Origin of the sequence: Flavobacterium sp. C4GT6 (assembly GCF_036347315.1) — a bacterium.
GTDB lineage: Bacteria > Bacteroidota > Bacteroidia > Flavobacteriales > Flavobacteriaceae > Flavobacterium.
This window is the reverse complement of the sequence record NZ_JAZGZU010000003.1, coordinates 45983-69724: the sequence shown is the minus strand read 5'-3', so window position 1 is coordinate 69724 and position 23742 is coordinate 45983. Positions and strand designations below refer to the sequence as shown.

Here is a 23742-nt window from a genome sequence, read left to right as displayed (position 1 = left end):
ACTGCCGGCGTGTAAAAGTTTTAGCCATGGATATGGCTGCTGTAAAATGACTTAGGTGTTTACCAAAAAAAATGGAAAGGGTAAATAATATCTGTAGAAGTAAAGCGGAGCAGTGAATCTCCATTATTGAACAGATATTGAGAATAGTTGTCCTGAATAAACCAGGTTATTGCTTTAAGACTGCTTATTATGCTATAAAATGGCACATCTGCCTTCTTTGCATCAGTCTCTAAAAGCTTGGTTTCGTTTGTGGCAGAATGGAAAGAAGACTTAAAGTCGGTTTTAGTGAAAAATACCTGCTCTTTTGACTTTACTATGTTAGTATTAAAGTCGGGTGTATGATTACCTGATATACCTGTTGCTAACAGATATATAAGAGCAATTAAGGATAATGATATTTTTTTGAAATTTTCTTTCACGGGCGCAAATATACTTTATTTAAGTATAAGTGGTTTTATTTTAACGTTTTAGGATGTCTAAAAAATCTTCACGGTATATTTCGCGTGCACCCAGGCTTGCAAGATGATCGTTGTATACCTGGCAGTCTAAAAGCAAATACCCTGCCATTTCCAGTTGTTTGACCAAAGCGATAAAGGCTATCTTGCTGGCATTAGATACTTTAGAGAACATACTTTCGCCACAAAATATATGACCAAGATCAATACCATATAGCCCTCCAACAAGTACATCATCTTGCCAAACTTCTACTGATTTTGCTTTACCCAGACTGTTAAGTTCACAGTAGGCGTCTACCATTTCGGGAGTTATCCATGTGCCGGGTTGTCCATCACGTTTTATATTGCGGCAGTTAGTAATAACATCTCTAAAAGCAGTATTGAAGGTAACTTTAAAAATTCCCCTGTTTATAATATTGCGCATGCTTTTAGATACCTTGAGTTCATTAGGGAAAAGCACCATTCTTTCCGGCGGTGACCACCATAGTATGGGTTCGTCATCTTCAAACCACGGGAATATACCGTTGTGGTAGGCAAGAAGCAGTCTTTCAGGAGACAGGTCGCCGCCTATAGCCACAATACCTTCGGGTGAGGCTTGGCAGGCAGGAGGGAAGTAAAGGTCTCTGGAAAGATAATACATGGATTAATGTACTTTTATTTAATGCTCAAAGGTAAGCATTTACCTATTTTGATAAAAGTGATAGGTGTATATCATTTATTCTTCAGGCTGTAGTCCCTGTTCTTTTTCAACCTGTTTAATAAAGTAGGAAGGTTTAATACCGGTTTGGGAAAAGAAAGCATCCGAAAAACTTCGCGGGTTACTAAAGCCAAGTTCTTCAGCCAGAGCCTTTATGGTGTACCTTCGATGAGTAGGGCTGTTTTTTAGTAATAATACAGCATGATTTACTCTTAACTCATTAAGGTAGGAGTTAAAGTTTTTCTCTTTATAATGGTTAATTACTTTAGACAGGTAGGTAGTGTTAGTTTCCAATTCCTCTGCCAAAGCCGACTGGGTTATGCCTGAGTTTAGATAGTTTTTTTTCTTTTCAAATTCCCCTAAGCCTTTGAGTATTTTTGAGATAATCTCTTTATTTATATCTAGGTCTTCCAGTGTAACTTTAGGGACTGTTGTTGGTAATTCAGGCTGGTTTTCATATTCTTTTGTTTTGGCTATAAGTTCGTTGTATTTTAACCTGTATGTTTTTTGTTTTTTATAATTGGCTACAAGCATAAAGGTAATTACCAGTATGATAATACTCCCTACTCCATATATACTATAACTTATTACCTTATTTTGTTTAAGTATTTTTTCAAGATTGTTTTTAGAGGCGACCAGCTCGGCAGTATCATACTCCTTATGTATTGTGTGGATAAGATCCTTATAGTTTTTTTCAAGTATCCTGTCGGCTTCCAGTAATCGATTGGTGTATTTTAACTGGTTTTCAAGATCATTCTTTTTTTTGTAATAATTTATAAATAGCTCGTAGGTTTCTCTTAAGTCAAGATTGGCATAATGATGTTTTTGTAAAATGGAGTCTACCCTCTGTAGGTAGTTTATACCTGTTTCTTCTTGGTTAAGCTTAATGTGACTTTTACCCAGATACATATCATTGATTGCAATATTTACAAAATCATTGTTATTGGTGACTTCGGGAAGTGATTTTAATAAATACTTTATGGCTTCATTGTAATTTTGTTTAGCAAACTGATTTATACCTTCAGACTGAAGAAAATAATTATGGATTACTTTATAAACTGGGTCTTTACTATCTTTTACTCCTGCCCTGTTTGTTTCGCTGCATTTTTCATATTGACCGAGTTTAAAATATGATTGTCCGGTAGAGCAGAGTGTGTGAAGATAGCCCAGCTTGTTGTTGCGTCCTTCCCTTTTTTTGTAAAAATCCTTACAACTGGTGAATAGTTCTAAAGCTTCCTGATAATTGCCTAAATAATATTTGATGTTCGCTATTCCATATTTGATTTTGTATTGGGTATATGGATCATTTGTTTCATTAATGTATTTGTCTGCCTCTAAATAATTATCCAGAGATTTTTGGTAGTTTTTAGAAATATAGTATATGACCGCTCTGTCAAGATATGCATGGCCTATTTCTTCATCTTCTTTTAATGTGTTTGCCAGTTTGAAAATTGTATCGGCATATTTTAGCGCTAGTGTTTGAGGTTTTCTGTTTAAAAGACTTCTGTATCCTGAAATTAGATTTAAAGTGTCTGATTCTCTTTTTGACTTTTCGATATAAGCTGTTATGAACAGATTTATAGTAGTACTGTCTAAATCATGATTATCAATACAATCGGTTAATTCATCATAACTTTTCTTTGATAAAGAATCGGGTATTTTAGAATTTGTTTGTGCTTTAGCAAAAAAAGGGAATAACAGAAAAAGGAATAAGTAAGGCGGTTTCATGGGGGAGTATAGCCTTTTACTATTAGTAAAAGGCTCATTTTAGATTTATGGGAATTGTATTTTAAGCACTCATTAATAAGTCAGGTTCTTTTTCAATCTGCTTAATAAAGTAAGACGGTTTAATACCTGTTTGGGAAAAGAAAGCATCTGAAAAACTTCTGGGATTACTAAAACCAAGTTCTTCGGCAAGTGCTTTTATAGTGTACCTGCGGTGGGTAGGGCTGTTTTTTAATAATGATACGGCATGATTTACCCTCAACTCATTAAGGTAGGAGTTAAAGTTTTTGCCTTTATAATGGTTTATTACTTTAGACAGATAGGTGGTATTGGTGTCAAGCTCTTCTGCCAGTGCCGACTGTGTTAGGCCTATACCCAGATATTCTTCTTTGTTTTCAAAAGCTTCCAGTCCTTTTAGTATTTTGAAAACTATATCCTTATTAATATCGAGTTCATCAGTAACAACCTTTGTTATTTGGACAGGTTCTTCCGGTTGCTTTTCACGTTCACTGGTTTTGGCAATAAGCTCTTCGTACTTTTGTTTGTATACTTTTTGTTTTTTATAGTTGGCAATAAGCATATAAGTTATTATCAGTATGATAATACTGCTTAAACCATATATTGTATAACTTATTATTTTGTTACGTTTAAGTGTTTTTTCAAGATTATCTTTAGAGGCAACCAGTTCGGCAGTATCATACTCTTTGTGTATGGTAGATATAAGATCTTTATAGTTTTTCTCAAGTATTTTATCGGCATCCAGTAATCGGTTGGTATACAATAACTGGTTTTCTAGGTCGCCTTTCTTTTTGTAATAATTTATAAAATCCTCATAGGTTTGTCTTAAATCCAGATTAGCATAATTGTGCTTTTGTAAAATACTATCTACCTTTTGAAGGAGGGTTATGCCAATTTCTTCTTTTTCTGATTTTATGTAACTTTTTCCTAAATACATATAGTTAATAGCTACATTAAGAAAATCATCATTCTCAATTATTCTTGGAAGTGAAGTTTTAAGTAGGTCAATAGATTTAGCATAGTTCTTTTTTCCGTATTGGTTTATTCCTTCTGACTGTACAAAATATGTTTTTATTAGATCATATTTTTTTCCGATACATTTTTCTATGCCTAAATTGTTTATTTCAGTACATTTTTCATATTCTTTAATTTGATTGTAACAACGGCCTAATGATCTTAGTGAATAAAGATATCCCTGAGAGTTATTATAGCCTTCTCTGTTTTTATAAAATTCACTGCACTCAGAAAATAAACTTATGGCTTCGTCGAAATAGCCAAGATATAATTTCATATTGGCAATGCCATATTTGATTTTGTATTGTGTGTAGATGTCATTTTCTTCATTAATATATTTATCAGCTAGTAGATAATTGGAAAGGCATTTCTCGTAGTTTTTAGAAGTATAATATATAATGGCTTTATCTATATATAACCTTCCTATTAACATATCATCTCCTAGAGAAAATGCAATTTTAGCTATACTGTCTGTATATTTTAGAGCAACTTCTTCTTTAAAATGAATAAGAGCTTTTCTGTATCCTATCATTAAATGTTCGGGGTCATTTTCTTTTTTTGATTTTTGGATATACGTATTAATATATATTAAGTTAAGAATGCTGTCTTGCTTAGAGTCATTTATTCTTGAGATTAATTCGTCGTATGATTTGTCTTCAAGTGAGTCAGGTGTTTTAATGCCATTTTGTGCAATTGCACAAAAATTATAAAGCAATAAAATAAATAAATAATAAGATTTCATGATAGGTCGTGCCTTTTTAAGCTTTTTAAAAAGGCATAATTAGTTTGTTATGGGGTTTAAACAATGTATTCTCTGCAAAAATACATCTTTTTCAAAATCAAAAAAGTTAAATTTTTTAACTGATAATCAGTTTATTAAAGAATTTGTAGCTGCAGATTTATAAATCTGCAGAACAACCTTTTGCAGGCCTTTTTCATCTCCCATAGTTTTGCCCTGTATCGATAACAAGACAAAAGTTTACTGCCCGGGAAGTAGACAAAGAAATAAATCTAAAAAAAAAGTTATGAAAAGATTTTCTTTGTTTATGGCGGTTGCTATAATGAGTTTAGTAGGATGTAGTGAAGATAGTTTTAATGAAAATTTTGAAAAAGAAGCACAGGTTAATCTGAAAATAGATGCCACTGAAAGTGTAGAAGTAAGAGCTTTAAATGAAATCATTGATGCATATAAAGTTTACTATAAGGGTGGGGATGATGATACAGGTATTGTAATGAATCAGGTTTTTGATTTGTCTGCCTCAAGTAAAAATTTTCTTGGATTGACAGGTAGTGATAAAGTAGTTTTAAATGAATTAGATTTAGATAGAATTGTTATCTACCCTAAAGAAGTAAGTAATAATTTAAGTTTAAGTGCTGAGGCAGGTTATTTGATTGATGATTTTTTTAATAGTACAATAAAATCAAGTAGTGATATTGATATGTTATTAAATAATCTTATTGATAATATAACTTCAAACATGAAGATAGATGAAGAAGAAAAATTGGTTGTTTTAAATGCTTGTTTGTTGACTATTAAATGTCGCGGTTTAATGCAATCTCCATCAAACGGAGGGGATGATGATGATTGGTCAAGAAGTAATTCAATTATGGCAGCGGGTCTTTCCGGCGGTATTGACAGTCCTGCACAAGCAGTATTAAATGCGGCTGTAGTAACAGCACTTACATTGTAGTAATAGTTTAGTTTTTGATAGAAGAGTAATCACAATGCTTTTGGTTGCCCTGCCTCCACGCCTGATAATATATTTAAGGGCAGGAGCTAAAAGCTCTTTAATGAAAGGATTGATTATTTACTGTTATTTGATGTATTGAGTATAGGGTTTTGTTCATAATGTTCCTTGGTTTTCCTGCTCCACACCTAATGATATACTTAAGGCAGGAGACTGAGGTTTTAAAGTTAGTAAAGGGAATCAGTTATATACAGTTTACACAGCCGCATATTGTTTTTAAGTCCTTTGCCTCCACACCTTGTAATATACTTAAAGGCGAAGGCTTAAAAATAAAATTATTTATAAGTAGGCTAATGGTTAATACAAACGGAATGCTATTTAATGTTTTAGGTTCTGCGTTTTTAAATTAGAAACAGGTTAAGGTTATTATTTAGTTTGTTAAAAGGGGTTTTACGTTCGTTGTATTTAATTGTTAAGCTATAAAGTTTTTAGGTCTCCTATCCCCACACCTTGTAATATCCTTAGGGACGGAGGCTTAGAAACAAATTAAAATTACACACTTAGTTAGGTCAGACTGCTGTTTAGTGTTAAAAAAAATTGCTATGAGAATTATATCCGGTACTTGTGATAAGTATCCTTGTTTTGCTTTTCCATATCTGCTTTAAACAGGGACTTTAATATGTTATTGGGTTGTTGCAAAAAGAGAGTTGTCTTTTTCAACACAAAAGCCCCGAAGTAATTCGGGGCTTTATTTTTTTAATAAACTACAATACTAATTATAGTATGTCGTTAGTTAGGTACAAATTTTATTACATGTTTAGTCGCTTTTTAATTTGCTTTGTGGCTTTAATGCCTACAATTTTGTTTTCTCAAAACCTTGAAAAGGATGTTATCCACTTACAGGATGTTGTTGTTGAAAAAGATGTAAAAAAACCTAAAGTAAAAAAAGTAAAATGTGGTAACTTTAAACAGGTTTATGTAAATAGTAACCTGTATTTTACTGAAGATCCTGTTTTTTATTTAACAGATAGTCTGCCGGAAGGTACTATACAGGTGATTAAACTTTTTTTTACAGAAATAGCTCATGTTATAGAATTTGGTGGACGAGATTACAGTACATTTAAAGTTAATAAAACAGAGTTTGAAGTTACGCTGTATGAGGTTAATGATGATTATAGTGTTGGTGAGAAGGTGAATAGTGAACCTATGTTAATAGCGCTTGAGGAGTGTACGAATGATAGGTTAAAAAAAGTTGAGTTAGATTTATCAAAATACAATTATAAAACCAATAAGTTTTTTATATCTGTAAAAAAGCTTACAGATACTTCCTGTAGGGATTGCTACTATTATGCTCCTGTAAATTATAAAGCTAAAGACGGGTACTGTCGTTACTTAAAAGCAGAAGAGAATAATATATACAAAAAGAAGCAAGATTTTTCTATTGGCTTGCAGTTAGAAGTAAAAACACTTACGAGTGATTATTAAAAAAGCCCTGTTTAAAACAGGGCTTTTTAGTTGTATTAGAACGGAAGATCGTCGTGATCTTCTTCTTTGTAATTTGTTGCAGGCTCAAAAGAGTCATATGAGTTTGGACCCGGTTGCGGAGGCGTTTGTTGTGCCGGTGCAGCAGGTTGAAGTTTTTCAATTCTCCAGGCTTGTATAGAGTTAAAGTATTTGGTTTCACCCTGTGGGTTAACCCACTCCCTGCCTCTAAGGTTAATGGAAACTCTAACAGGTTCTCCTACGGTATAGCTGTTAAGTAAATCACACTTGTCCTGAGTGAACTCAACAAGGATGTGCTGTGGGTATTGCTCATCTGTTGTAACTACCAATTCTCTTTTTCTAAATCCGTTGCTTCCAAAAGATTTAGTTTCATCAATCATTTTAATTCTTCCTGTAACTTCCATGTTCAAATTGTTATTTTATTGTTTTACTGCTACAAGGCAGTCAATCGTATTATTTTCTTGTTGCTAAAAGTAATTTCCACGCCGTAGCTACCTCATTGTTATCTAGGTGCTCCTTTGCTTTTAGGAATTTTTTAGTGTCGTCATCAGCGCTTAAAACAGCTTTAGCCTCAAAAGACTCTTCTACAAAGGTATCAATTTCTTCTTCGGTAGGCAAAGTTTCAACATTGCCCAGCTTGCCTAGGTCGTTTCCGTTAAAAACAGTGCTTTCCTTTACAAAATCAGGTATGGCATCTACACCAATTCCAAGTGTTGTAAGTGGTTTTTCAACCTCAAAAAGGCCTGCATTGGCACGGCTGTACCAGTTACCACCCATACGGGAAACCAAATCAATTTTGTTTTGGTCTATAGCTCCGTTTTCATCCAGTACACTTTCGTCTACGTGTAGTTTTACCACTTCACATATAATAAGGTTACCGGCACCACCATCGTTACCTAATGCTATAATATCGTTTACTTTACATTCAAACTGCACAGGCGATTCCTTTACACGGAATGGCTTAACGATATCTGACGGCTGCATGGTAAGCCCCGATTTGATAAATTCGTTAACTCCCTCACCATATTCGGTGCTCGCTAGCGAAGCCTGCTGTACAATAGCATAATTCACTATGTTGATAACCACCTCACGGTTAAGTTCGGCATTAATAAGCGTGTGTTTTACTGTATTGTTCCTAACCCTGCGTGCCGGCGAAAATACCAGTATTGGTGGGTTAGAGCTAAATACATTAAAAAAACTGAACGGAGAAAGGTTAGGGGTTCCGTCTTTATCAATCGTGCTGGCAAAAGCTATCGGCCTTGGGCCTACGGCTCCCTGAAGGTAGCCCTGTAGCTTTGCTGCAGGTATTTCTTTTGGATCTATACTAAGCATTGCAAAAATTGTGTTTTATGCAAAGATAAATTTTCCTGACTACTTAAACCATTTTACCAAAGCAGAGTTAATAACAAAATAATAAACGCTGCTTTGTATCGTTATAAATGCCCGCACTTTTACCATATTTAGTATCTTTAGACCACAAATACCATTGTATGCAGTTTTCTAACAACAGGAATTTTACCCGCGGATTTATTATTCTGGCATCTTTTCTCATAGTCGTATTAATACTATGGAATACCTATTATCTTTTTCAGGTTTTTAAATATGAAGAGAGGAATAAAATGGAGATTTGGGCAGATTCTCTTGAGGAATTAAACAAGGCAGAAAGTACTACTGATGTTGAGTTTCTAAGACGGATAATGAGTAAAAATACCACTATTCCAACAGTTTGGACAGACTCTGAAGGCAACCTGAAGGATATTAGTAATGTTAGTGAGGAAATTGTAAAAGATTCTGTGAAGCTCAAAAAATATATAGAGGATATTAAAAGAGAGAATAACTTTATAGTGATGGATCTCTCTCCTACAGAACATCAGTTTGTTTATTATGGTAACTCCTTTCTGCTCAATCAGCTTAAATATTTCCCTATTGCCTTAATACTTATTATAGTGCTGTTTGGTGCTGTTGTTTTTAATTTTTACAGAGCATCAAAAATGGCAACTCAAAATAAGTTATGGGCGGGTATGGCAAAAGAGACCGCTCACCAAATAGGTACACCACTTTCATCACTGTTAGGGTGGATAGAGATTATGAAGATTGATAATGTGGATGAGACTACTGTGACCGAAGTGGAAAAAGATGTAAGTAGATTACAAACCATTGCCGACCGTTTTTCCAAAATTGGATCTGAACCCGTGCTTGAAAAACTTGATATTGTGGCCGAGACCGAACATTCGTTTGAATACCTAAGGTCACGTACTTCAAGCCAGGTAGAGTTTTTATTTAAGGCGCCTACCTGTCCTGTTTACGTTATGCTTAACCGAGAACTGCACAGCTGGACTGTAGAGAATTTGGTTAAAAATGCAGTAGATGCTATGAAAGGTAAAGGTTCACTAAAAGTGGTGCTGGAGGATACCGGAGAGTTGATTAAAATTCAGGTAACCGATACCGGTAAGGGAATAGCAAAGAATAGGTTTAAAAAGGTTTTTGAGCCGGGCTTTACTACTAAAAAGAGAGGCTGGGGATTAGGACTATCCTTAACCAAACGTATAGTTGAAGAATATCATAAAGGAAAGATTAAGGTAAAAGAGTCTGAAATTGGTGTAGGTACCACCATGCAGGCAAGTTACCGCAAAGCATAAAAAAAGGCACTTTTAAAAGTGCCTTTTTTATTTTTTAAAGGTTGGCATCTATAGCATTTGCCAGTTCTTCAAATTCTTCTTTTTCAAGTTTTACCTTATTGGTAAAACGCATTTCGTCCATTTCGTTTAACGGGATAAGGTGAACGTGTACATGAGGTACTTCAAGACCTACAACCGCAACACCCACACGCTTACATGCTACTGTTTTTTCAAGCGCTTTTGCCACTTTTCTTGAAAACTTCATCAGTTCAAGATAGTGGTCTTCTTCCATATCAAAAATTTTGTTTATTTCCTGCTTAGGTATGCAAAGGGTATGTCCTTTAGCATTTGGGTTTACATCCAGAAAGGCAAGAAATTTATCGTCTTCGGCTACTTTATATGCCGGGATTTCTCCGTTTACAATTTTAGTGAATATGGAACTCATAGCGATAAGTTTAAAGGTTATTCTCTTGTAATTTCAAGTACTTCAAACTGAAGCGTCCCGTTTGGAACTTTAATTTCAGCAACTTCTCCCACTGATTTTCCTAAAAGCCCCTTACCAATAGGTGAGGTAACCGATATTTTTCCTGTTTTCAGGTCGGCTTCGCTTTCTGCTACCAGGGTATACTTCATTTCCATGCCATTGGCCTGGTTCTTAATTTTTACTGTAGAAAGTACCAGTGCTTTAGACAGGTCAAGTTGAGACTCGTCTATAAGTCGTGCATTAGCAAGAAGGTCTTCCATTTTAGCTATTTTCATTTCAAGAAGTCCCTGTGCTTCTTTTGCTGCATCATATTCTGCATTTTCCGAAAGGTCTCCTTTATCACGTGCTTCGGCAATAGCCTGAGAAGCTTTTGGTCTTTCTATAGCTTTAAGATGATCTAACTCATCTCTTAATTTTTTTAATCCTTCTGCTGTGTAGTAAGATACTGTACTCATAACTTCATCGTTTATATAAATAGAAAAAATCCCATCAGGACGGGATTTTTCATATCACAAAGATACTATTTTTTTTATTACGTCAATTTTTAAATTCGCGCTAATGCGTTTGTCAAAGTTAAATAAATTAAATTTGTTTCATAATTATACAGTAAAAATTTATCAAAATGAGAAAATATCTGTTACTGCTGCTTGCAGTTGCTTTTTTGTCATCCTGTAGCAAGGACGACTACAATAATAACAACAGGTATCTGCCTAATTATGCTTTTTCTATAAATATAGACATGAGCCTGCCGTTATATTCGCAGTTGCAGTTTACCAGTAGTCCGGTTTATATAGGTCAGGCAGGGATAGGTATTAGAGGTATTATAGTAATGAATACCGGTGGAGGTTATACGGCTTTTGAGGCCAGTTGCCCAAACCAGGAGTTGAGTTCATGCTCAACGCTCGAAATTAATGGGATTAATGCCGTTTGTCCATGCGACGATGTAGAATATAACCTGTTTACTGGTCTTGCAACCAGTGAGGTAGAATTTCCGTTAAAACCGTATAGGGTAGAGATTATAAATGAAAATGTTATAAGAGTGTATAATTAATGCCTGTTATAACCATTATAACAACTATTAATGCACCAATGCAGGTTGTGTTTGACCTGTCCCGAAGCATAGATTTACATAAACTATCTACTGTACAAACAAGTGAAGAGGCTATCGCCGGAAAAACCTCAGGGCTTATGGGGGAGGGGGAGAGTGTAACATGGAGAGCAAAGCATTTGGGCTTTTACCAAATACTTACCTCAAAGATTACTTTTTTTGACTATCCTAATAAGTTTACCGATGAAATGATAGACGGAGCTTTTAAAAGTTTTGTACATCATCATTATTTTGAGGAGAAGAACGGAGTAACCGTTATGACCGATGTGTTTGATTATAAAAGTCCTTTAGGTTTGCTGGGAAAAATGTCAGACCGATTATTTTTAAAACAATACATGAAGAGGCTATTGGAAAAGCGAAACCAAACAATAAAAGAGTTTGCTGAAGACAGTGCAAAGCATAAAAAAATCCTGTCGTTATAAACGGCAGGATTTTTTATTGGTTAACTATACTCGAAAATTAAAATTTCAATGTTGCGCCAAGCAGGAAGTTAATACCTGCCTGTGGGTAAAAGTATGGTGTGCTGCCATACATGTATCCGTTAGATATATATTCTTCATCAAAAATGTTATTTATTACTCCGCTTAAAACTACTTCTTTTATAAAAGAACCGGTTTCAAAGTTATAGTTAAGGTTAAGGTCGTTTACAAAATAACTTTCAAGCTTAGATTCAGGCTGTTCAATGTTATTCATAAACTGTTCTCCCACAAACTTTGAAAGCAAAGTAATCTGGAAGTTTTTTACAGGAATAACTGTTAACTGATTTCCTGCAATAATATCCGGAGAGTAAGCAATTTTGGTGTCACCTAAACTTTGAGATCCGCTCTCTGTTTCAGTGTAAAAATCAACATTTTTATTGTCGCTTAATGTAATATTAGGCCTTACAATTATATTTTTAGTTATAAAAACTGTAGCATCTGCCTCAAGGCCTAATCTATAGCTATCAACGCTATTAGCATAAATAGGTGAGCCTACATCGTTTAATGCGCCGGTTAATACTAACTGGTCTTTGTAACGCATGTAGTAAATATTAAAGTTTAATTTTACTTTATTAGAAGCATGTCTCCAGCCTAATTCAAAATCATTTAGTGTTTCAGGGTTAACACTGCTTGCGACGTAGTCTGATCTTCTGGGTTCCCTGTTTGCTCTGGCGTACGAAAGGTATATGTTGTTTGAATTATTTAAAGTGTAAGTTATTCCTGCTTTTGGATTAAAGAAATTAAAGGTATCGTCTACCAATTGAGGTTGTATTCCGTCTGCCTGATAATTTACCCTCCTGTATTGTATATCGCCAAAAAGGCTTACTTTTTGTGTAATATCCCAGTTTGCTTTTGCAAATAAATTAAAGTCGGTTTTCTTAGCATATAAATCATAATACTTGTCTTCCGGCTCTACAGGCCCCATGTTTCTTGCCCAAATTACATTTCCGTAATGGTCTCCTTCATATTTGTTCCATGCTCCTCCTGCAATTATATTCCATTGATCTTTTTTATAATTTGCAGAAAAAGTAGTTCCGTAAAAATCGTTATCAAGCCATTCCTGTTTTACTAGGTCGGTAACAGGTATAGTAAGGTTTCCGTTTTCATCTTCAGCAAAATCGGTAGGTAAAATTCCTCCAAAACCGTCTGGAGATGTCTGGAAAAGGAAATTTTCATAATAGCCTTTCCCTTTTGTATAGTGTAATGCGGCATTTGTACTCCAGTTGTCAGAAAGCTTTTCATTCCAGTGAAATTGATAATGATCCTGTTGATAGTTGTCGGTCTCATTATCGTAAAAACGAACATTACCATTTTCGTCTAAATGGTAGCCTGATGTGTTGTATCTTCTGTTCTCTTCCAGGGTTTGCAAATCTATGCCGTTCCATGCCTGATATGTTTTTTCTTTTCCTCCAAAAACAAGGGCTTTAATTAGGGTTGTTTTGCCTACATAAGTACCCTGTAGGAAATACGATTTTAAATCGGAAGAGGCGCGGTCTATATAACCGTCAGATTTGATGTTTGATAAACGTCCTGCAATTTCAAAATGATCGTTCATCAGTCCGGTACTGAATTTAACGGTGTGTTTCCTTGAATTGAAACTACCGAATGAGTTTGATATTTCTCCGCTTGATTTTTTAGAGAAAGCATCGGTAAGCAGGTTAAGGCTGGCACCAAAAGCACCTGCACCATTTGTAGAAGTACCTACACCACGCTGTAGCTGAATGTTCTCGGTAGAAGAAGCGAAGTCGCCCATGTTTACCCAAAATGATCCCTGAGATTCGGCATCATTGTAAGGTATCCCGTTTACGGTTACATTAATACGTGTAGCGTCTGATCCTCTTACGCGCATAGAGGTATAACCTATACCGGCTCCGGCATCGGTAGTGGTAACTACCGAAGGAAGAAAGTTTAAAAGTACAGGTATGTCCTGACCCAGGTTGCGGGGAGCAAGTTCTTCTTTACTAACATTGGTAAAAGTTACAGGAGTTTTTTTGTCTACCCTTACTGCCGACACCAGTACTTCTTCCAGTTTGTATTTGTCGGCATCTGTTTTGGTAGTATCCTGAACAGTGTTATTGTCCTGTGCATTTGCAGTAAAGGCAAAAAGCCCCAATGCCAGTACCAACGGTTTCCTGACCGATTTGAATTGATTTGTAATGAATAAAGTTTTCATTCGTAAAAAAGGTTTACGAATAAAAGGGGTAATTATTCTGTTAGTGTTAAATTGATTTTATGGTGGCAAATTGCAGTTATAGTGCTTTTTGCCTTTCCCTTGGCAGCATTACCTGCCCAGGTTCTTTGGGTATAATCTCAGCCCTTGTAGAGCACCCCTTTGAGACGGCGCAAAAGTAGTAAAAAAATACGGTTAGCCTCATTACAATCTTAAAATATTAAAATAGGGTGTAATGTTTTGAAATTTAGTAGATTAAGAAGGTGATGTTTGCTGTTTAATAATCAAACTTTCTGCGCGACTGCTTTTTTTCTGCCTGTCGGCGTTTGTTTTCCAGTCGTTTTTTAATCACGGCCTTAGGTATTTTAGTAGCAATACGGGGTTTGTCCTGTTGTAGTGCTGTTTCAATAAGCTCAATAAAACGTTTTGTTACCAGTTGCTTGTTGCGTATCTGGCTACGGTCTTCATCGCACTGTAATATAAGCGTGCCTTTAGTGTTGAGCCTTGAGCTTAGTTTTTCGTTAAGCAGTTCTTTTTCTTCCTCGGTAAAAGCCTGCGAATTATTAAGATCAAAATTAAGAATTACCTTAGAGGACACCTTGTTTACATTTTGCCCTCCGGCTCCACTGCTTCTTACAGCTTTATATTCGGTTTCGTTTAGTAATTGTTGTTTATTCATATTCGTGTTTCCGAAAAAAAAATCGGAATAAGCTTATTAATGATTAGGCTGATGGGAAGTCTTAAGTAAATCGTTTACGTTTTTTACAGGATTAAAAGTGTCCAGAGGTACTTCGGTAAACACAGTTATCCAGCCTGCCATAGCACCATTCCATAATCCCGGTAGTTCGTACGATTTTACATCGTGTCCCATCCTGTTTTTGGTTACTATAAATCCGGTGTCGGGATCAGTATATTCTCTCAGGTCAAAGTATTCCCCTTTGTAGTTTTTAAGTCCGCAAACCAAATCTACCGGATTAAAATGGGTAGAGTGTGAGAAAATCTCGTTCTGGCTTTTGTTTTCTAAGTCTATTTGTGAGCTTTCTACAATTTGTAATGACAGTTTTCCGTCTTTAGATTTAACCCAAAACGGACCACCACCCGGTTCACCTTCGTTTTTAACCATACCGCATATTCTTATCGGTCTGTTTAATAATTCGGTTAGGAACTCTATTTTATGCTCACAGGTGTACTTGTTTACATCGGGCGGGATGTTAAGGAAAAGTCTGTTTTTAGCAAAATCGAATATTTCGTCAATTTCATTGGCAGGAATGTTTCCTTTTTCAATTTTTTCAAGGTAACCAAATACTTTTTCCTGTAGCTCTAGCAGTATGCCGGCCAGTGCTTTTTTATATAGTGAAATAGTTTTTATATTATTATGACTTACATTATCAATGTTTTTGATGAAAACCACATCGCTTTGCAGCTGGTTTAGGTTTTCTATAAGTGCACCATGACCACCGGGCCTGAAAAACAGTTTACCATCACTATCTCTAAACGGTTTGTTGCTCATATCTACCGCCAGAGTGTCGGTTTGTTTGTGCTGATAGGAAAAGTCTATATCGATATCAATACCTGATTCTTTTTCAATATCATCCTTAACCTCTTTAATGCAGTCTATAAAACCGTCAAGGTGTTCCTGTGATATGGTGAAATGTACATGTGCTTTACCGTTTGAGTATGCGTAAGAAACACTTTCCTTTAAATGCTCGAATACAGGTGTAGCGGTAAATCCGTCATATTGATGAAAAGGAAGTATGCCTTTCGGTTTATTGGCAAAGTCAAACTTTTCGTTGGTAAGAAGCGTTTTTATAAAGTTGTAATAACGCTCATCTTTAGTCCATTCGCTATATTCAGGGTGTTTTTTTGATTCTTCCAGTACTTCTTTGAAAAAAGGAAACTTATCGGCACCAATAAGGAAAACCTTTAATGCCTCATCTCTTCTTTTATTGATGTATGCATTAACAGTATCGTTTAAAGGGTCAAAATTAAGCAGGAACTCATTAAGGAATTTAAACATCCTGGTTGCTGCCCCCGATGCCGGAATGAATTTTTTAAGAGTAAGGTCGTTACGTTTTTCATCAAAAAGAGAAGCATATTCCTGTGCCTTTTTTTTATCTAGGGGTTTAATACCGTCTTTAACGGTAGCAGGCCTGTCTAAAACAACTTTACTTATTCCTTTTTTAAAGGTGTTTAGTTGTGATTTTATTTTAGCTGTGGTAATGCCCAAGCTATATATCTGACTAAAGTCGTTGTAGGTAAAGCCTAATTCAAGTGTGTTTTGCAGTTCGGTTAACAGGTTTTCAATTTCTTCAAAACTATCAACAATTACAAAGGCTTTATTGTGCTTTTCAAGGTTGTTTGTAAAATGGCTTACTTCTTTATTTGGCTTGTTGTTTACAATTACAGCAATATCTCCGTCAGTTTGGTTTGAAAAGTCGGAAATATGAAAAGTGAAAGCTATAGTGCTGTTCTCAAATGCTTCGTTAAGCCTGTTTTTCCATTCATGCTTTACTGTACTATTGCTGTATATAGCAATAGTTATACTGGTTTTATGTTGTTTTGTAATGTTTTCTTCCATGATAAATAACCGAAAATAGCAATTATGGTTAAAATTAGGTAGAGAATACTGGATAGTGTATATCCTTTTATGAAATAAAGCGGAATAGAAATAATATCAGCAATAATGAGGAAAATCCAGTTCTCTATTTTTCTTTTGGCTAATAGCCACATACCGATAAAACAAAGGGCGGTAGTGAGGTTGTCTATGTAAGACCACCATGCTGTAAATTTATCAAAATAAATGTACACAGATGCCACAAATATAGCCGAAATTGTGAAAATGCCTAAGCATATTAAGTTATCTTTAGCATTCATTGAGGATATTTTAAGCAGGTTATGGTGCTCTTTATCTTTTTTGCTCCATAATATCCAGCCATAAATACTCATTATAAAATAGTAGGCATTGATAATAAGATCCCCAAAAAGTTCCCATTGATATAACAGGTAAACATAGGCTATGGTACTTATAATACCGGTGGGATAAACCCAAATACTGTTTCTTGCTGAAAAGATAACGCTGAGGGTTCCAAAGATTAATCCTACTACTTCAAGGCCTATCTGGAATGTGCTGTACTCTTTATAGGAAGCAAATAAAAAATCAAAAACCTCATTCATGGTTAATTGTTATCAATGCTGTAAACTAAGGTGAAATCTTCTATTTCCTCAAAATAAAAAGGATAGTTTCCTTCTATTTCCATGTAGCTAACGGTGGCTGTGCCTTTAGTGTCGTCCATCTCAAACGGAGCTACATCAATATTTTGCTTAAAGCTAAGCCCCTTGCGGGAAAACATTTTATAAAGGGCTTCCTTAACACCCCAAATAACAATAAGTCTCCTTACATAATCAGTTACATCAGCGGTATTCAGGAAGTTAAATTCTTTGTCTAAAAACTTATCGGCAATTTTTATGGCTTTTTCCCTACGTATTTCCATATCGATACCTATACTTTTATCGCTTATTATAATAGCTGAAAAACTAAAGGAATGGGTAATGGAAATATTCTTGCCGTCTTTAAGGTGGGGTTTACCGTCTTCGGTATAAAACAGGTCAAAATCAGTATAACCGGCCTCATTTAAAAGCTTGCGTACACTAAGGAAGCCTTTGCGGTGCTGTTCTGACTTCATGGAGTCAATCCTGCTTTGACAAACATCCTTAAGCTCTGTGCCGTTAGATAGTTCTTCCAGGCTTTCGGTTATTTTCCATACCAGCAGCTTAGTGTTTGGCGCTATTGTATACGATTTGTGTAGAGGCATGTAAGGTTTTAAAAAATTATACGTTCATTTTGTTGCAAATCAAACAATTAAAAAAGTTCAACAAATTTTAAAATAGTCCTAAAACTGTTTGTTTACAAAGGAATTCACTAAATTTGCAAAAAATTTTAGCTAAATACAAATATACAATATTCATGAGTACGAACACTGTGCCATATGTGGCTTACAAAGTAAAAGATATTTCCCTTGCAGAATGGGGTAGGAAAGAGATTGAACTTGCAGAGGCTGAAATGCCGGGTTTAATGGCGTTACGCGAGGAGTATAAAAATGAACAGCCATTAAAAGGAGCTCGTATTGCAGGGTGTCTTCATATGACAATCCAAACAGCGGTTTTAATTGAAACTCTTGTTGCCCTTGGTGCAGAGGTTACCTGGAGTTCATGTAACATTTTCTCTACTCAGGATCACGCTGCTGCTGCTATCGCTGCTGCCGGTATTCCTGTGTATGCTTGGAAAGGTTTAAATGAAGAGGAGTTTGACTGGTGTATTGAGCAAACGTTGTTTTTTGGTGAAGACCGCAAACCGCTTAACATGATTCTTGATGATGGTGGAGACCTTACCAATATGGTGTTTGACCGTTACCCTGAACTAACTAAAGATATCAAAGGTCTTTCTGAAGAGACTACTACAGGTGTACACCGTTTATATGAAAGAATGAAAAACGGTACGCTTGTAATGCCGGCTATTAACGTAAACGATTCTGTTACCAAATCTAAATTTGATAACAAATATGGTTGTAAGGAAAGTGCTGTAGATGCAGTGCGCCGTGCAACAGATATTATGCTTGCAGGTAAAAGAGTAGTTGTTTGTGGTTATGGTGACGTAGGTAAAGGTACTGCTGCTTCATTTAGAGGTGCCGGATCAATTGTTACGGTTACTGAAATCGACCCAATTTGTGCACTACAGGCTGCAATGGACGGTTATGAAGTGAAAAAACTTGATACTGTTATTGGTAATGCTGATATCGTTATCACTACTACCGGTAATAAAGATATTGTTGTAGGTCGTCACTTTGAGGGGTTAAAAGATAAGGCTATTGTTTGTAATATCGGTCACTTTGATAATGAGATTGATATGGCATGGTTAAACAAAAACCACGGAGCTAGCAAAGTTGAGATTAAACCTCAGGTAGATAAATATACTATTAATGGTAAAGATATTATTATCCTTGCAGAAGGACGTTTAGTAAACCTTGGTTGTGCTACAGGTCACCCAAGTTTTGTAATGAGTAATTCATTCACTAACCAAACGCTTGCTCAAATTGAGCTTTGGAAAAACAGTGATAACTACGAGAACAAAGTATACATGCTGCCTAAACACCTTGATGAGAAAGTAGCATCGCTTCACCTTGCTAAACTTGGTGTTGAGCTTGAAACACTTTCACAAGACCAGGCACAATATATTGGTGTTGAGGTTGAAGGTCCGTTTAAGCCAGAGTACTACAGATACTAATTTTAGTATTGAGATATTAGAAGTGAGTATTGAGTTGCTTACGATGACATAAAATAAAAAGACCCGCTATAGCGGGTCTTTTTATTTTAATATGAGAGGTCTTTCTAGCTTCTAATATCTATTGTCTTAATTCTTTTTAGTCCAGCACTCGGCTATATGGTCGTTAACCATACCGGTGGCCTGCATATTGGCATAAATAACGGTAGATCCCACAAATTTGAATCCGCGTTTTTTCATGTCCTTACTAATTTTATCCGATAATGGAGTGGTAGCAGGAACCTGTGAAAGCGTTGTGAATTTGTTATCTATAATTTTTCCGTCAGTAAAGTCCCAGTAGTATTTGGAAAAACTGCCAAACTCATCCTGTATTTTCATAAATGCCTGCGCGTTTGAAACTGCGGCAAGTACTTTAAGTCTGTTTCTTATAATCCCGGCATCCTGTAGCAGTTCTTCTACTTTTTTATCACTGTAAGAAGCTATTTTCTTATAGTCGAAATCATCAAAGGCTTTCCTGAAGTTTTCCCTTTTCCTTAAAATGGTAATCCAGCTAAGTCCTGCCTGGAACGTTTCCAGTAGCAGGAATTCAAACAGTTTGTGGTCGTCATAAACGGGTTGTCCCCACTCTTCGTCGTGATACCTCTCATATAGTTCGTCGCCCTTACACCAGGCACACCTGTTCTTTTCTGTCATTATTGTGGTTGATTATTGATTGATGTTAGTACCCGAAGCCGTATTCTCCATACATACTGTTGTAATCTGATGCTTTAGTGAAACTTGCCCTTATCTTATCTCCGTTAAGTATAGAATCTATCATTTCTTTGTAATAGTTTTCCATTTCATCCTCATCGATAATTGTTTTAGGGTTAATTATTTTAAACGCGGTAGGGTTAATACCTTTCTCATCCTGTAAAAAAGCAATTCCTATCAGCTTATCAGGGTCATAGTCATAAGGATCTTTGTCTTCGCTTATGTTTTTAAGTTTAAAAAAGTAAAACTCAGCCTTGTGGCTATATACGGGTAATATTCTCTTTTCGATAAAGGACAGCGAGTCTTCTTTAGTGTCCAGTCCTCTAATGGTAAATATAGCTGAAGCTGCTACATCAGCATGAGATACACCTTCTGTTAGTTCAGGGGCTTTTTTATGAAGCCTGTTGTAGGTAATAAAAAGCGTTTCCTGATCTTTTAGCAGAGGGGTAATTTCGTTTCTGTCAATAATGTCATTATCGATATTAAGCTTGGAAATAGCAAGGTTAGCTTGTTTAACATCTGTTTTCTTTACATTGTCAAAAAAGCTTTTTACGTCGCTGTCATTTCTAAACGGATATAGTAATGTTATATAGTCTATTAGTTCTGTGGTTTCAGGAACTCCTTGGTATAGCTCATTTATTTCGTGTTTGTCTTTCCTGCTTTTTACCCTTTTCAGTTCCAGTTTAGCATTGGTAAGTATCATTTTTTTAAAGCTTTTCAGTTTTTTTGCCTTAACGGCATCGCTTTGTAAAAGCTTTGAAGTGAAGCCTAGTATAGGTTCGTGATATTCGGTTATGCTGTAAAACTGAAATATATCAGGGAAGAGTACTTTGCTTTTTTCTGTATTACTGCTAAATCCGGAGAAAAGTCTTCTTAGTTCATAATTGTTGTCTGAAATAGGGAGGTCGTATTCCATAAGTTCCAGTATCTTTCTATAAGCTTCCTCTGTTTTTTGATGGTTAAGAGCTTTTAGAACGGCAAACTGGGTTATGGTATTGGCATTTTCTTTTTTGTATTGTTTTTCCAGGAATGCAATTGCCCTTTTATCTTTCAGTTCTCCTATTTTTTCGTATAAACCGGTTAATGCCTCTGTTTCATCTTTTTTAAATTCAAAAGTATCTATAAAGTTTTCCAGAGTAGGTAGGTCTTCTTTTTCGATTGTAAGATTGTAAACCGAATTCAATGCAGAATAACGAATACTATCGTGCTCGCTTTTAGCATCCTCTATAAACAGGGTAAGCCTGTTTTTGCTGCTTATATCTTCATTGTTATCCGGTAGTAACCTGAATGAATTGAATATTTTTTCTACCTGCTGGTCGTTGTTGTTGTAATCTTTGTCTACCAATGTTCTTATAAGGTAGCCTTTTCCGTTACGGTAAATCAGGGTGTATTTTATAGCTTGTTCAGATTTGTTGTCTACAACAAGGGCTTCCATTTTATAGATACCTGTATTTTTGTCAAACGATGTTTTTTCGTTTTTTATCTCTGTTTTATGCTTTACTAATGGATCTTTGGTAATAATGCTGTTCCATACGCTTTTAAAGTTCCTGTTTCTTGAATAGGACGGGTTTTCTCCAATTACATATAGTTCTGATATTGATGAGATTTCAGAATCATACTCATCTTCATCATCATCACTTCCGGTAATCATTTTCCTGATTTTAACCGTTAACGAGTCTATGCTTTGTGGTTTTTTGTACTTATGATCCTTGTGGTACCATACGTTTACAGCCTGCCCTGATGGTAGTTTAAAGCTGTAATGATCGTCTTTTGTTGTAAAGTAATTTTTCTTTTCGTTGCCGTATCTGTAATCCTGTTTTGAAACGAAATCTAAATACTCATTTTGTAGCTTAGGTACGTTAACCTCAAATCCTGCAGTTGTGTCCTTAAATACTCTGTATTCAGTTTCTGATACTTCCGGCTTGTATTCAAAGGAATCAAAAAACATATCACTGTCGGCTTCATTAGCGCCTACAGCTCCCATTAGGTAGTACTTACTTCCTTTAAGGAAAGATTTTAGCCTTATGGTTTTATTACCTATAGCAGAAACAGATGTAAAGCTTAACGGGGTTTCTGTTATTTTTGTTTGAGTGGAGTCAATATCCAGCTGGTTATAAAACTCGTATTGAATACGTTTCAGTTCGAAAGTTGAGTTTTCCAGATTGTTATTGTCTGAAAGAGCTCTTTCCAACAGGAAGTAATTCGATTTGTCCTGGGGGTTATAAGAGTACATTTCAATGTTTGAAACGGTTTTGGAATTTACCCTGTCGCCATACACAATAGTATATGACGGTGCTTTAAGGCTAAAACTGCCACGATTAGGAGTGATGTCTTTCCATTGTGATGTGATAGGTTTTAGCGTTATTTTGCTAAAAACATCGTTTTCAAACTTACGGGTGTAATTTTCCTCGCCAGCCATACTAACCACTATAATTTCAAGTGGTGTTATGTAGTACCTGTATCGTTGTGTGTTTCCTGTTTTAGTGATATTCTTTATATCGTAAACATCATAACCGTCCTGAGTGTAGAATTTTTTGTCTACAATTTTACCCGGAATGTTTTCATAGAAAAGGCTATCCAGTGACTTATGGTTAAACGGTTTGTTGTCCTTTTTAAGGAAATCGAGTAAAGGGAGTCTCTTTACGTTAATATATCCGCCATTGGCCAGATCGGGCGATTCGATATTGTCTTCGTTTTCTATAACAGCTTTGTACAGTGGCAGGCTAATGGTGCCGTCCGGCGATGTATATTGTTTGTATGTTGGCTGTACAAAGTAGGCTTCTATTTCCTGTTTTTTTGCTTTACCTTCTTCGGTATAATTATCAAAAACAGGGTTAACAGTGTAGCCTTTTTTACGAAGCATTTCGATAATACCTTTTTTACCCGGTAGGTGGGCGGCACCCACGGCGGCAAACAGGCTTCCTTTTTGAGCAAGACTGTCTATTGATTTTACCATAACCACATTACGGTCGTACAAAAGGGCTTTTAGGTAACCTTCGGGAGCCGATAATACAGTTAATGAATCAATCATGTCAAGATCCTTGTCTCTGTAAAAATTAATCATGGCTTCATCGTAGCCGTTATTCTTCAGTATTTTTTGCAGGGCTATTATGTTTTCCTCCTTTGGCTTGGTGTTAGTCATGTCGGCATTCATAATATTGATAATGGAAGTTTTAGTGTCTTCCAGTCCTACAGTTTTTTTGTTGTATTTCCTGCCTGTACGATATATAAACATATCCAGGTAAGTTTCTTCCTGGTATTCCTTTTGGTGTTCGTTTGTCCTGAACAAAAGGTTGTTCATGGTAAAGTTATTCATGTAGAATAACGGATACATTTTATCTTTTTCTAGGGGAGAAAGATAAAATTCTGCGTAAAACTTGCCTTGTCCGTAATAGTCGTAGCCATCCCTTGATAAAACACCATACAGGTCTATCCATGTAGAGGGTTCGCTTTCGTTTGCAACCATGTCGGCATCGAGCAGATGTTTGAAAAAAGCATCAGAAAGATGATAAGATACCTTATCGCTTACATGCATGGAGCCATACAGGTATGATTTTTTGGTAAGACCATTACCCGATACCTCCCATAAAAGGCTCTGGTATTTTTTTTCCTGTGCAAAAAGAGTGCAGGAAAATGCAAGTAGTAATAGTAAAGCAAGTTTTCTCAAGGCTGTAAAAAAATTAAGGTGTAAGTAGTACTATATCAAATATAGGGCATAGTTTTTAAAATACTGCGTCCAACCACCTGTTTTCTTA

21 protein-coding genes are annotated in these 23742 nt (G+C 35.7%); 6 read left to right on the top strand and 15 right to left on the bottom strand.

Annotated elements, in window-relative coordinates:
• Positions 1-59 precede the first annotated feature (59 nt).
• From V3Z67_RS04670 to V3Z67_RS04655, 4 genes are all read right to left on the bottom strand, one after another.
• Positions 60-419: a hypothetical protein gene (locus V3Z67_RS04670; RefSeq protein WP_330442214.1), complete on the bottom strand. Its 360-nt coding sequence runs from the start codon at positions 417-419 to the stop codon at positions 60-62.
• A 40-nt stretch (positions 420-459) separates the two neighbouring features.
• Positions 460-1095, bottom strand: coding sequence for a leucyl/phenylalanyl-tRNA--protein transferase (gene aat / locus V3Z67_RS04665; RefSeq protein WP_330442213.1), 636 nt, complete (start codon positions 1093-1095; stop codon positions 460-462).
• A gap of 75 nt (positions 1096-1170) precedes the next feature.
• Positions 1171-2880: an AraC family transcriptional regulator gene (locus V3Z67_RS04660; RefSeq protein ID WP_330442212.1), complete on the bottom strand. Its 1710-nt coding sequence runs from the start codon at positions 2878-2880 to the stop codon at positions 1171-1173.
• A gap of 61 nt (positions 2881-2941) precedes the next feature.
• Positions 2942-4651, bottom strand: coding sequence for an AraC family transcriptional regulator (locus V3Z67_RS04655; RefSeq protein WP_330442211.1), 1710 nt, complete (start codon positions 4649-4651; stop codon positions 2942-2944).
• A 283-nt stretch (positions 4652-4934) separates the two neighbouring features.
• Between V3Z67_RS04655 and V3Z67_RS04650 the strand changes: the two genes are divergently transcribed.
• Positions 4935-5600, top strand: a complete 666-nt coding sequence (locus V3Z67_RS04650) for a hypothetical protein (RefSeq protein ID WP_330442210.1) — start codon at positions 4935-4937, stop codon at positions 5598-5600.
• A gap of 846 nt (positions 5601-6446) precedes the next feature.
• Entirely contained in the window at positions 6447-7082 is a 636-nt protein-coding gene (locus V3Z67_RS04645) for a hypothetical protein (RefSeq protein WP_330442209.1), read from the top strand.
• 35 nt (positions 7083-7117) lie between these two features.
• Here the strand turns inward: V3Z67_RS04645 and V3Z67_RS04640 are convergent, their stop codons facing one another.
• Positions 7118-7504 carry a DUF3127 domain-containing protein gene (locus tag V3Z67_RS04640; RefSeq protein WP_330442208.1) on the bottom strand — a complete coding sequence of 129 codons (387 nt, stop codon included), beginning with the start codon at positions 7502-7504 and terminating at the stop codon, positions 7118-7120.
• 49 nt (positions 7505-7553) lie between these two features.
• Entirely contained in the window at positions 7554-8432 is an 879-nt protein-coding gene (locus V3Z67_RS04635) for a flavin reductase family protein (RefSeq protein WP_330442207.1), read from the bottom strand.
• A gap of 158 nt (positions 8433-8590) precedes the next feature.
• Here V3Z67_RS04635 and V3Z67_RS04630 point away from each other — a divergent pair, with 158 nt between their 5' ends.
• Positions 8591-9739: a sensor histidine kinase gene (locus V3Z67_RS04630; protein ID WP_330442206.1), complete on the top strand. Its 1149-nt coding sequence runs from the start codon at positions 8591-8593 to the stop codon at positions 9737-9739.
• 34 nt (positions 9740-9773) lie between these two features.
• Here the strand turns inward: V3Z67_RS04630 and V3Z67_RS04625 are convergent, their stop codons facing one another.
• Complete coding sequence (locus V3Z67_RS04625) at positions 9774-10163, bottom strand: HIT family protein (RefSeq protein ID WP_330442205.1); 390 nt, start codon at positions 10161-10163, stop codon at positions 9774-9776.
• A 17-nt stretch (positions 10164-10180) separates the two neighbouring features.
• Entirely contained in the window at positions 10181-10657 is a 477-nt protein-coding gene (gene greA / locus V3Z67_RS04620; RefSeq protein WP_035136006.1) for a transcription elongation factor GreA, read from the bottom strand.
• A gap of 167 nt (positions 10658-10824) precedes the next feature.
• On the opposite strand from greA, the gene V3Z67_RS04615 reads away from it, so the two are divergent.
• Both V3Z67_RS04615 and V3Z67_RS04610 read left to right on the top strand, forming a co-directional pair.
• Positions 10825-11253, top strand: a complete 429-nt coding sequence (locus V3Z67_RS04615) for a Rieske (2Fe-2S) protein (protein WP_330442204.1) — start codon at positions 10825-10827, stop codon at positions 11251-11253.
• Complete coding sequence (locus V3Z67_RS04610; protein ID WP_330442203.1) at positions 11253-11732, top strand: SRPBCC family protein; 480 nt, start codon at positions 11253-11255, stop codon at positions 11730-11732. Before V3Z67_RS04615 ends, V3Z67_RS04610 begins: the two co-directional genes overlap by 1 nt.
• Before the next feature lie 37 nt (positions 11733-11769).
• Here the strand turns inward: V3Z67_RS04610 and V3Z67_RS04605 are convergent, their stop codons facing one another.
• The 5 genes from V3Z67_RS04605 to V3Z67_RS04585 all read right to left on the bottom strand — a co-directional run bounded on the left by V3Z67_RS04605 (position 11770) and on the right by V3Z67_RS04585 (position 17771).
• Positions 11770-13962 (bottom strand): TonB-dependent receptor, encoded by a 2193-nt coding sequence (locus V3Z67_RS04605; protein WP_330442202.1) that lies wholly within the window; start codon positions 13960-13962, stop codon positions 11770-11772.
• 274 nt (positions 13963-14236) lie between these two features.
• Positions 14237-14638, bottom strand: coding sequence for an alternative ribosome rescue aminoacyl-tRNA hydrolase ArfB (gene arfB / locus V3Z67_RS04600; protein ID WP_330442201.1), 402 nt, complete (start codon positions 14636-14638; stop codon positions 14237-14239).
• A gap of 36 nt (positions 14639-14674) precedes the next feature.
• Positions 14675-16537: a DUF4301 family protein gene (locus V3Z67_RS04595; protein ID WP_330442200.1), complete on the bottom strand. Its 1863-nt coding sequence runs from the start codon at positions 16535-16537 to the stop codon at positions 14675-14677.
• Positions 16498-17133, bottom strand: coding sequence for a nicotinamide riboside transporter PnuC (pnuC, locus tag V3Z67_RS04590; protein ID WP_330442199.1), 636 nt, complete (start codon positions 17131-17133; stop codon positions 16498-16500). The genes V3Z67_RS04595 and pnuC overlap by 40 nt, the downstream gene beginning before the upstream one ends.
• 2 nt (positions 17134-17135) lie before the next feature.
• The gene (locus V3Z67_RS04585) at positions 17136-17771 is read right to left on the bottom strand and encodes a 4'-phosphopantetheinyl transferase family protein (RefSeq protein ID WP_330442198.1); all 636 of its coding nucleotides are present in this window, start codon (positions 17769-17771) and stop codon (positions 17136-17138) included.
• Positions 17772-17923: 152 nt separating this feature from the next.
• On the opposite strand from V3Z67_RS04585, the gene ahcY reads away from it, so the two are divergent.
• Entirely contained in the window at positions 17924-19240 is a 1317-nt protein-coding gene (gene ahcY, locus V3Z67_RS04580; protein WP_330442197.1) for an adenosylhomocysteinase, read from the top strand.
• A 126-nt stretch (positions 19241-19366) separates the two neighbouring features.
• Here the strand turns inward: ahcY and V3Z67_RS04575 are convergent, their stop codons facing one another.
• Positions 19367-19930 carry a DNA-3-methyladenine glycosylase I gene (locus V3Z67_RS04575; RefSeq protein ID WP_330442196.1) on the bottom strand — a complete coding sequence of 188 codons (564 nt, stop codon included), beginning with the start codon at positions 19928-19930 and terminating at the stop codon, positions 19367-19369.
• 25 nt (positions 19931-19955) lie between these two features.
• A complete protein-coding gene (locus V3Z67_RS04570; protein WP_330442195.1) occupies positions 19956-23654 on the bottom strand; it encodes a TraB/GumN family protein in 3699 nt (1232 codons plus the stop codon).
• Positions 23655-23742 lie beyond the last annotated feature (88 nt).

Coding starts and splice junctions, on each gene's coding strand:
- aat (WP_330442213.1), bottom strand. CDS start 1,095: ATGTATTATCTTTCCAGAGACCTTTACTTCCCTCCTGCCTGCCAAGCC.
- V3Z67_RS04660 (WP_330442212.1), bottom strand. CDS start 2,880: ATGAAACCGCCTTACTTATTCCTTTTTCTGTTATTCCCTTTTTTTGCT.
- V3Z67_RS04655 (WP_330442211.1), bottom strand. CDS start 4,651: ATGAAATCTTATTATTTATTTATTTTATTGCTTTATAATTTTTGTGCA.
- V3Z67_RS04650 (WP_330442210.1), top strand. CDS start 4,935: ATGAAAAGATTTTCTTTGTTTATGGCGGTTGCTATAATGAGTTTAGTA.
- V3Z67_RS04645 (WP_330442209.1), top strand. CDS start 6,447: ATGCCTACAATTTTGTTTTCTCAAAACCTTGAAAAGGATGTTATCCAC.
- V3Z67_RS04640 (WP_330442208.1), bottom strand. CDS start 7,504: ATGGAAGTTACAGGAAGAATTAAAATGATTGATGAAACTAAATCTTTT.
- V3Z67_RS04635 (WP_330442207.1), bottom strand. CDS start 8,432: ATGCTTAGTATAGATCCAAAAGAAATACCTGCAGCAAAGCTACAGGGC.
- V3Z67_RS04630 (WP_330442206.1), top strand. CDS start 8,591: ATGCAGTTTTCTAACAACAGGAATTTTACCCGCGGATTTATTATTCTG.
- V3Z67_RS04625 (WP_330442205.1), bottom strand. CDS start 10,163: ATGAGTTCCATATTCACTAAAATTGTAAACGGAGAAATCCCGGCATAT.
- greA (WP_035136006.1), bottom strand. CDS start 10,657: ATGAGTACAGTATCTTACTACACAGCAGAAGGATTAAAAAAATTAAGA.
- V3Z67_RS04615 (WP_330442204.1), top strand. CDS start 10,825: ATGAGAAAATATCTGTTACTGCTGCTTGCAGTTGCTTTTTTGTCATCC.
- V3Z67_RS04610 (WP_330442203.1), top strand. CDS start 11,253: ATGCCTGTTATAACCATTATAACAACTATTAATGCACCAATGCAGGTT.
- V3Z67_RS04605 (WP_330442202.1), bottom strand. CDS start 13,962: ATGAAAACTTTATTCATTACAAATCAATTCAAATCGGTCAGGAAACCG.
- arfB (WP_330442201.1), bottom strand. CDS start 14,638: ATGAATAAACAACAATTACTAAACGAAACCGAATATAAAGCTGTAAGA.
- V3Z67_RS04595 (WP_330442200.1), bottom strand. CDS start 16,537: ATGGAAGAAAACATTACAAAACAACATAAAACCAGTATAACTATTGCT.
- pnuC (WP_330442199.1), bottom strand. CDS start 17,133: ATGAATGAGGTTTTTGATTTTTTATTTGCTTCCTATAAAGAGTACAGC.
- V3Z67_RS04585 (WP_330442198.1), bottom strand. CDS start 17,771: ATGCCTCTACACAAATCGTATACAATAGCGCCAAACACTAAGCTGCTG.
- ahcY (WP_330442197.1), top strand. CDS start 17,924: ATGAGTACGAACACTGTGCCATATGTGGCTTACAAAGTAAAAGATATT.
- V3Z67_RS04575 (WP_330442196.1), bottom strand. CDS start 19,930: ATGACAGAAAAGAACAGGTGTGCCTGGTGTAAGGGCGACGAACTATAT.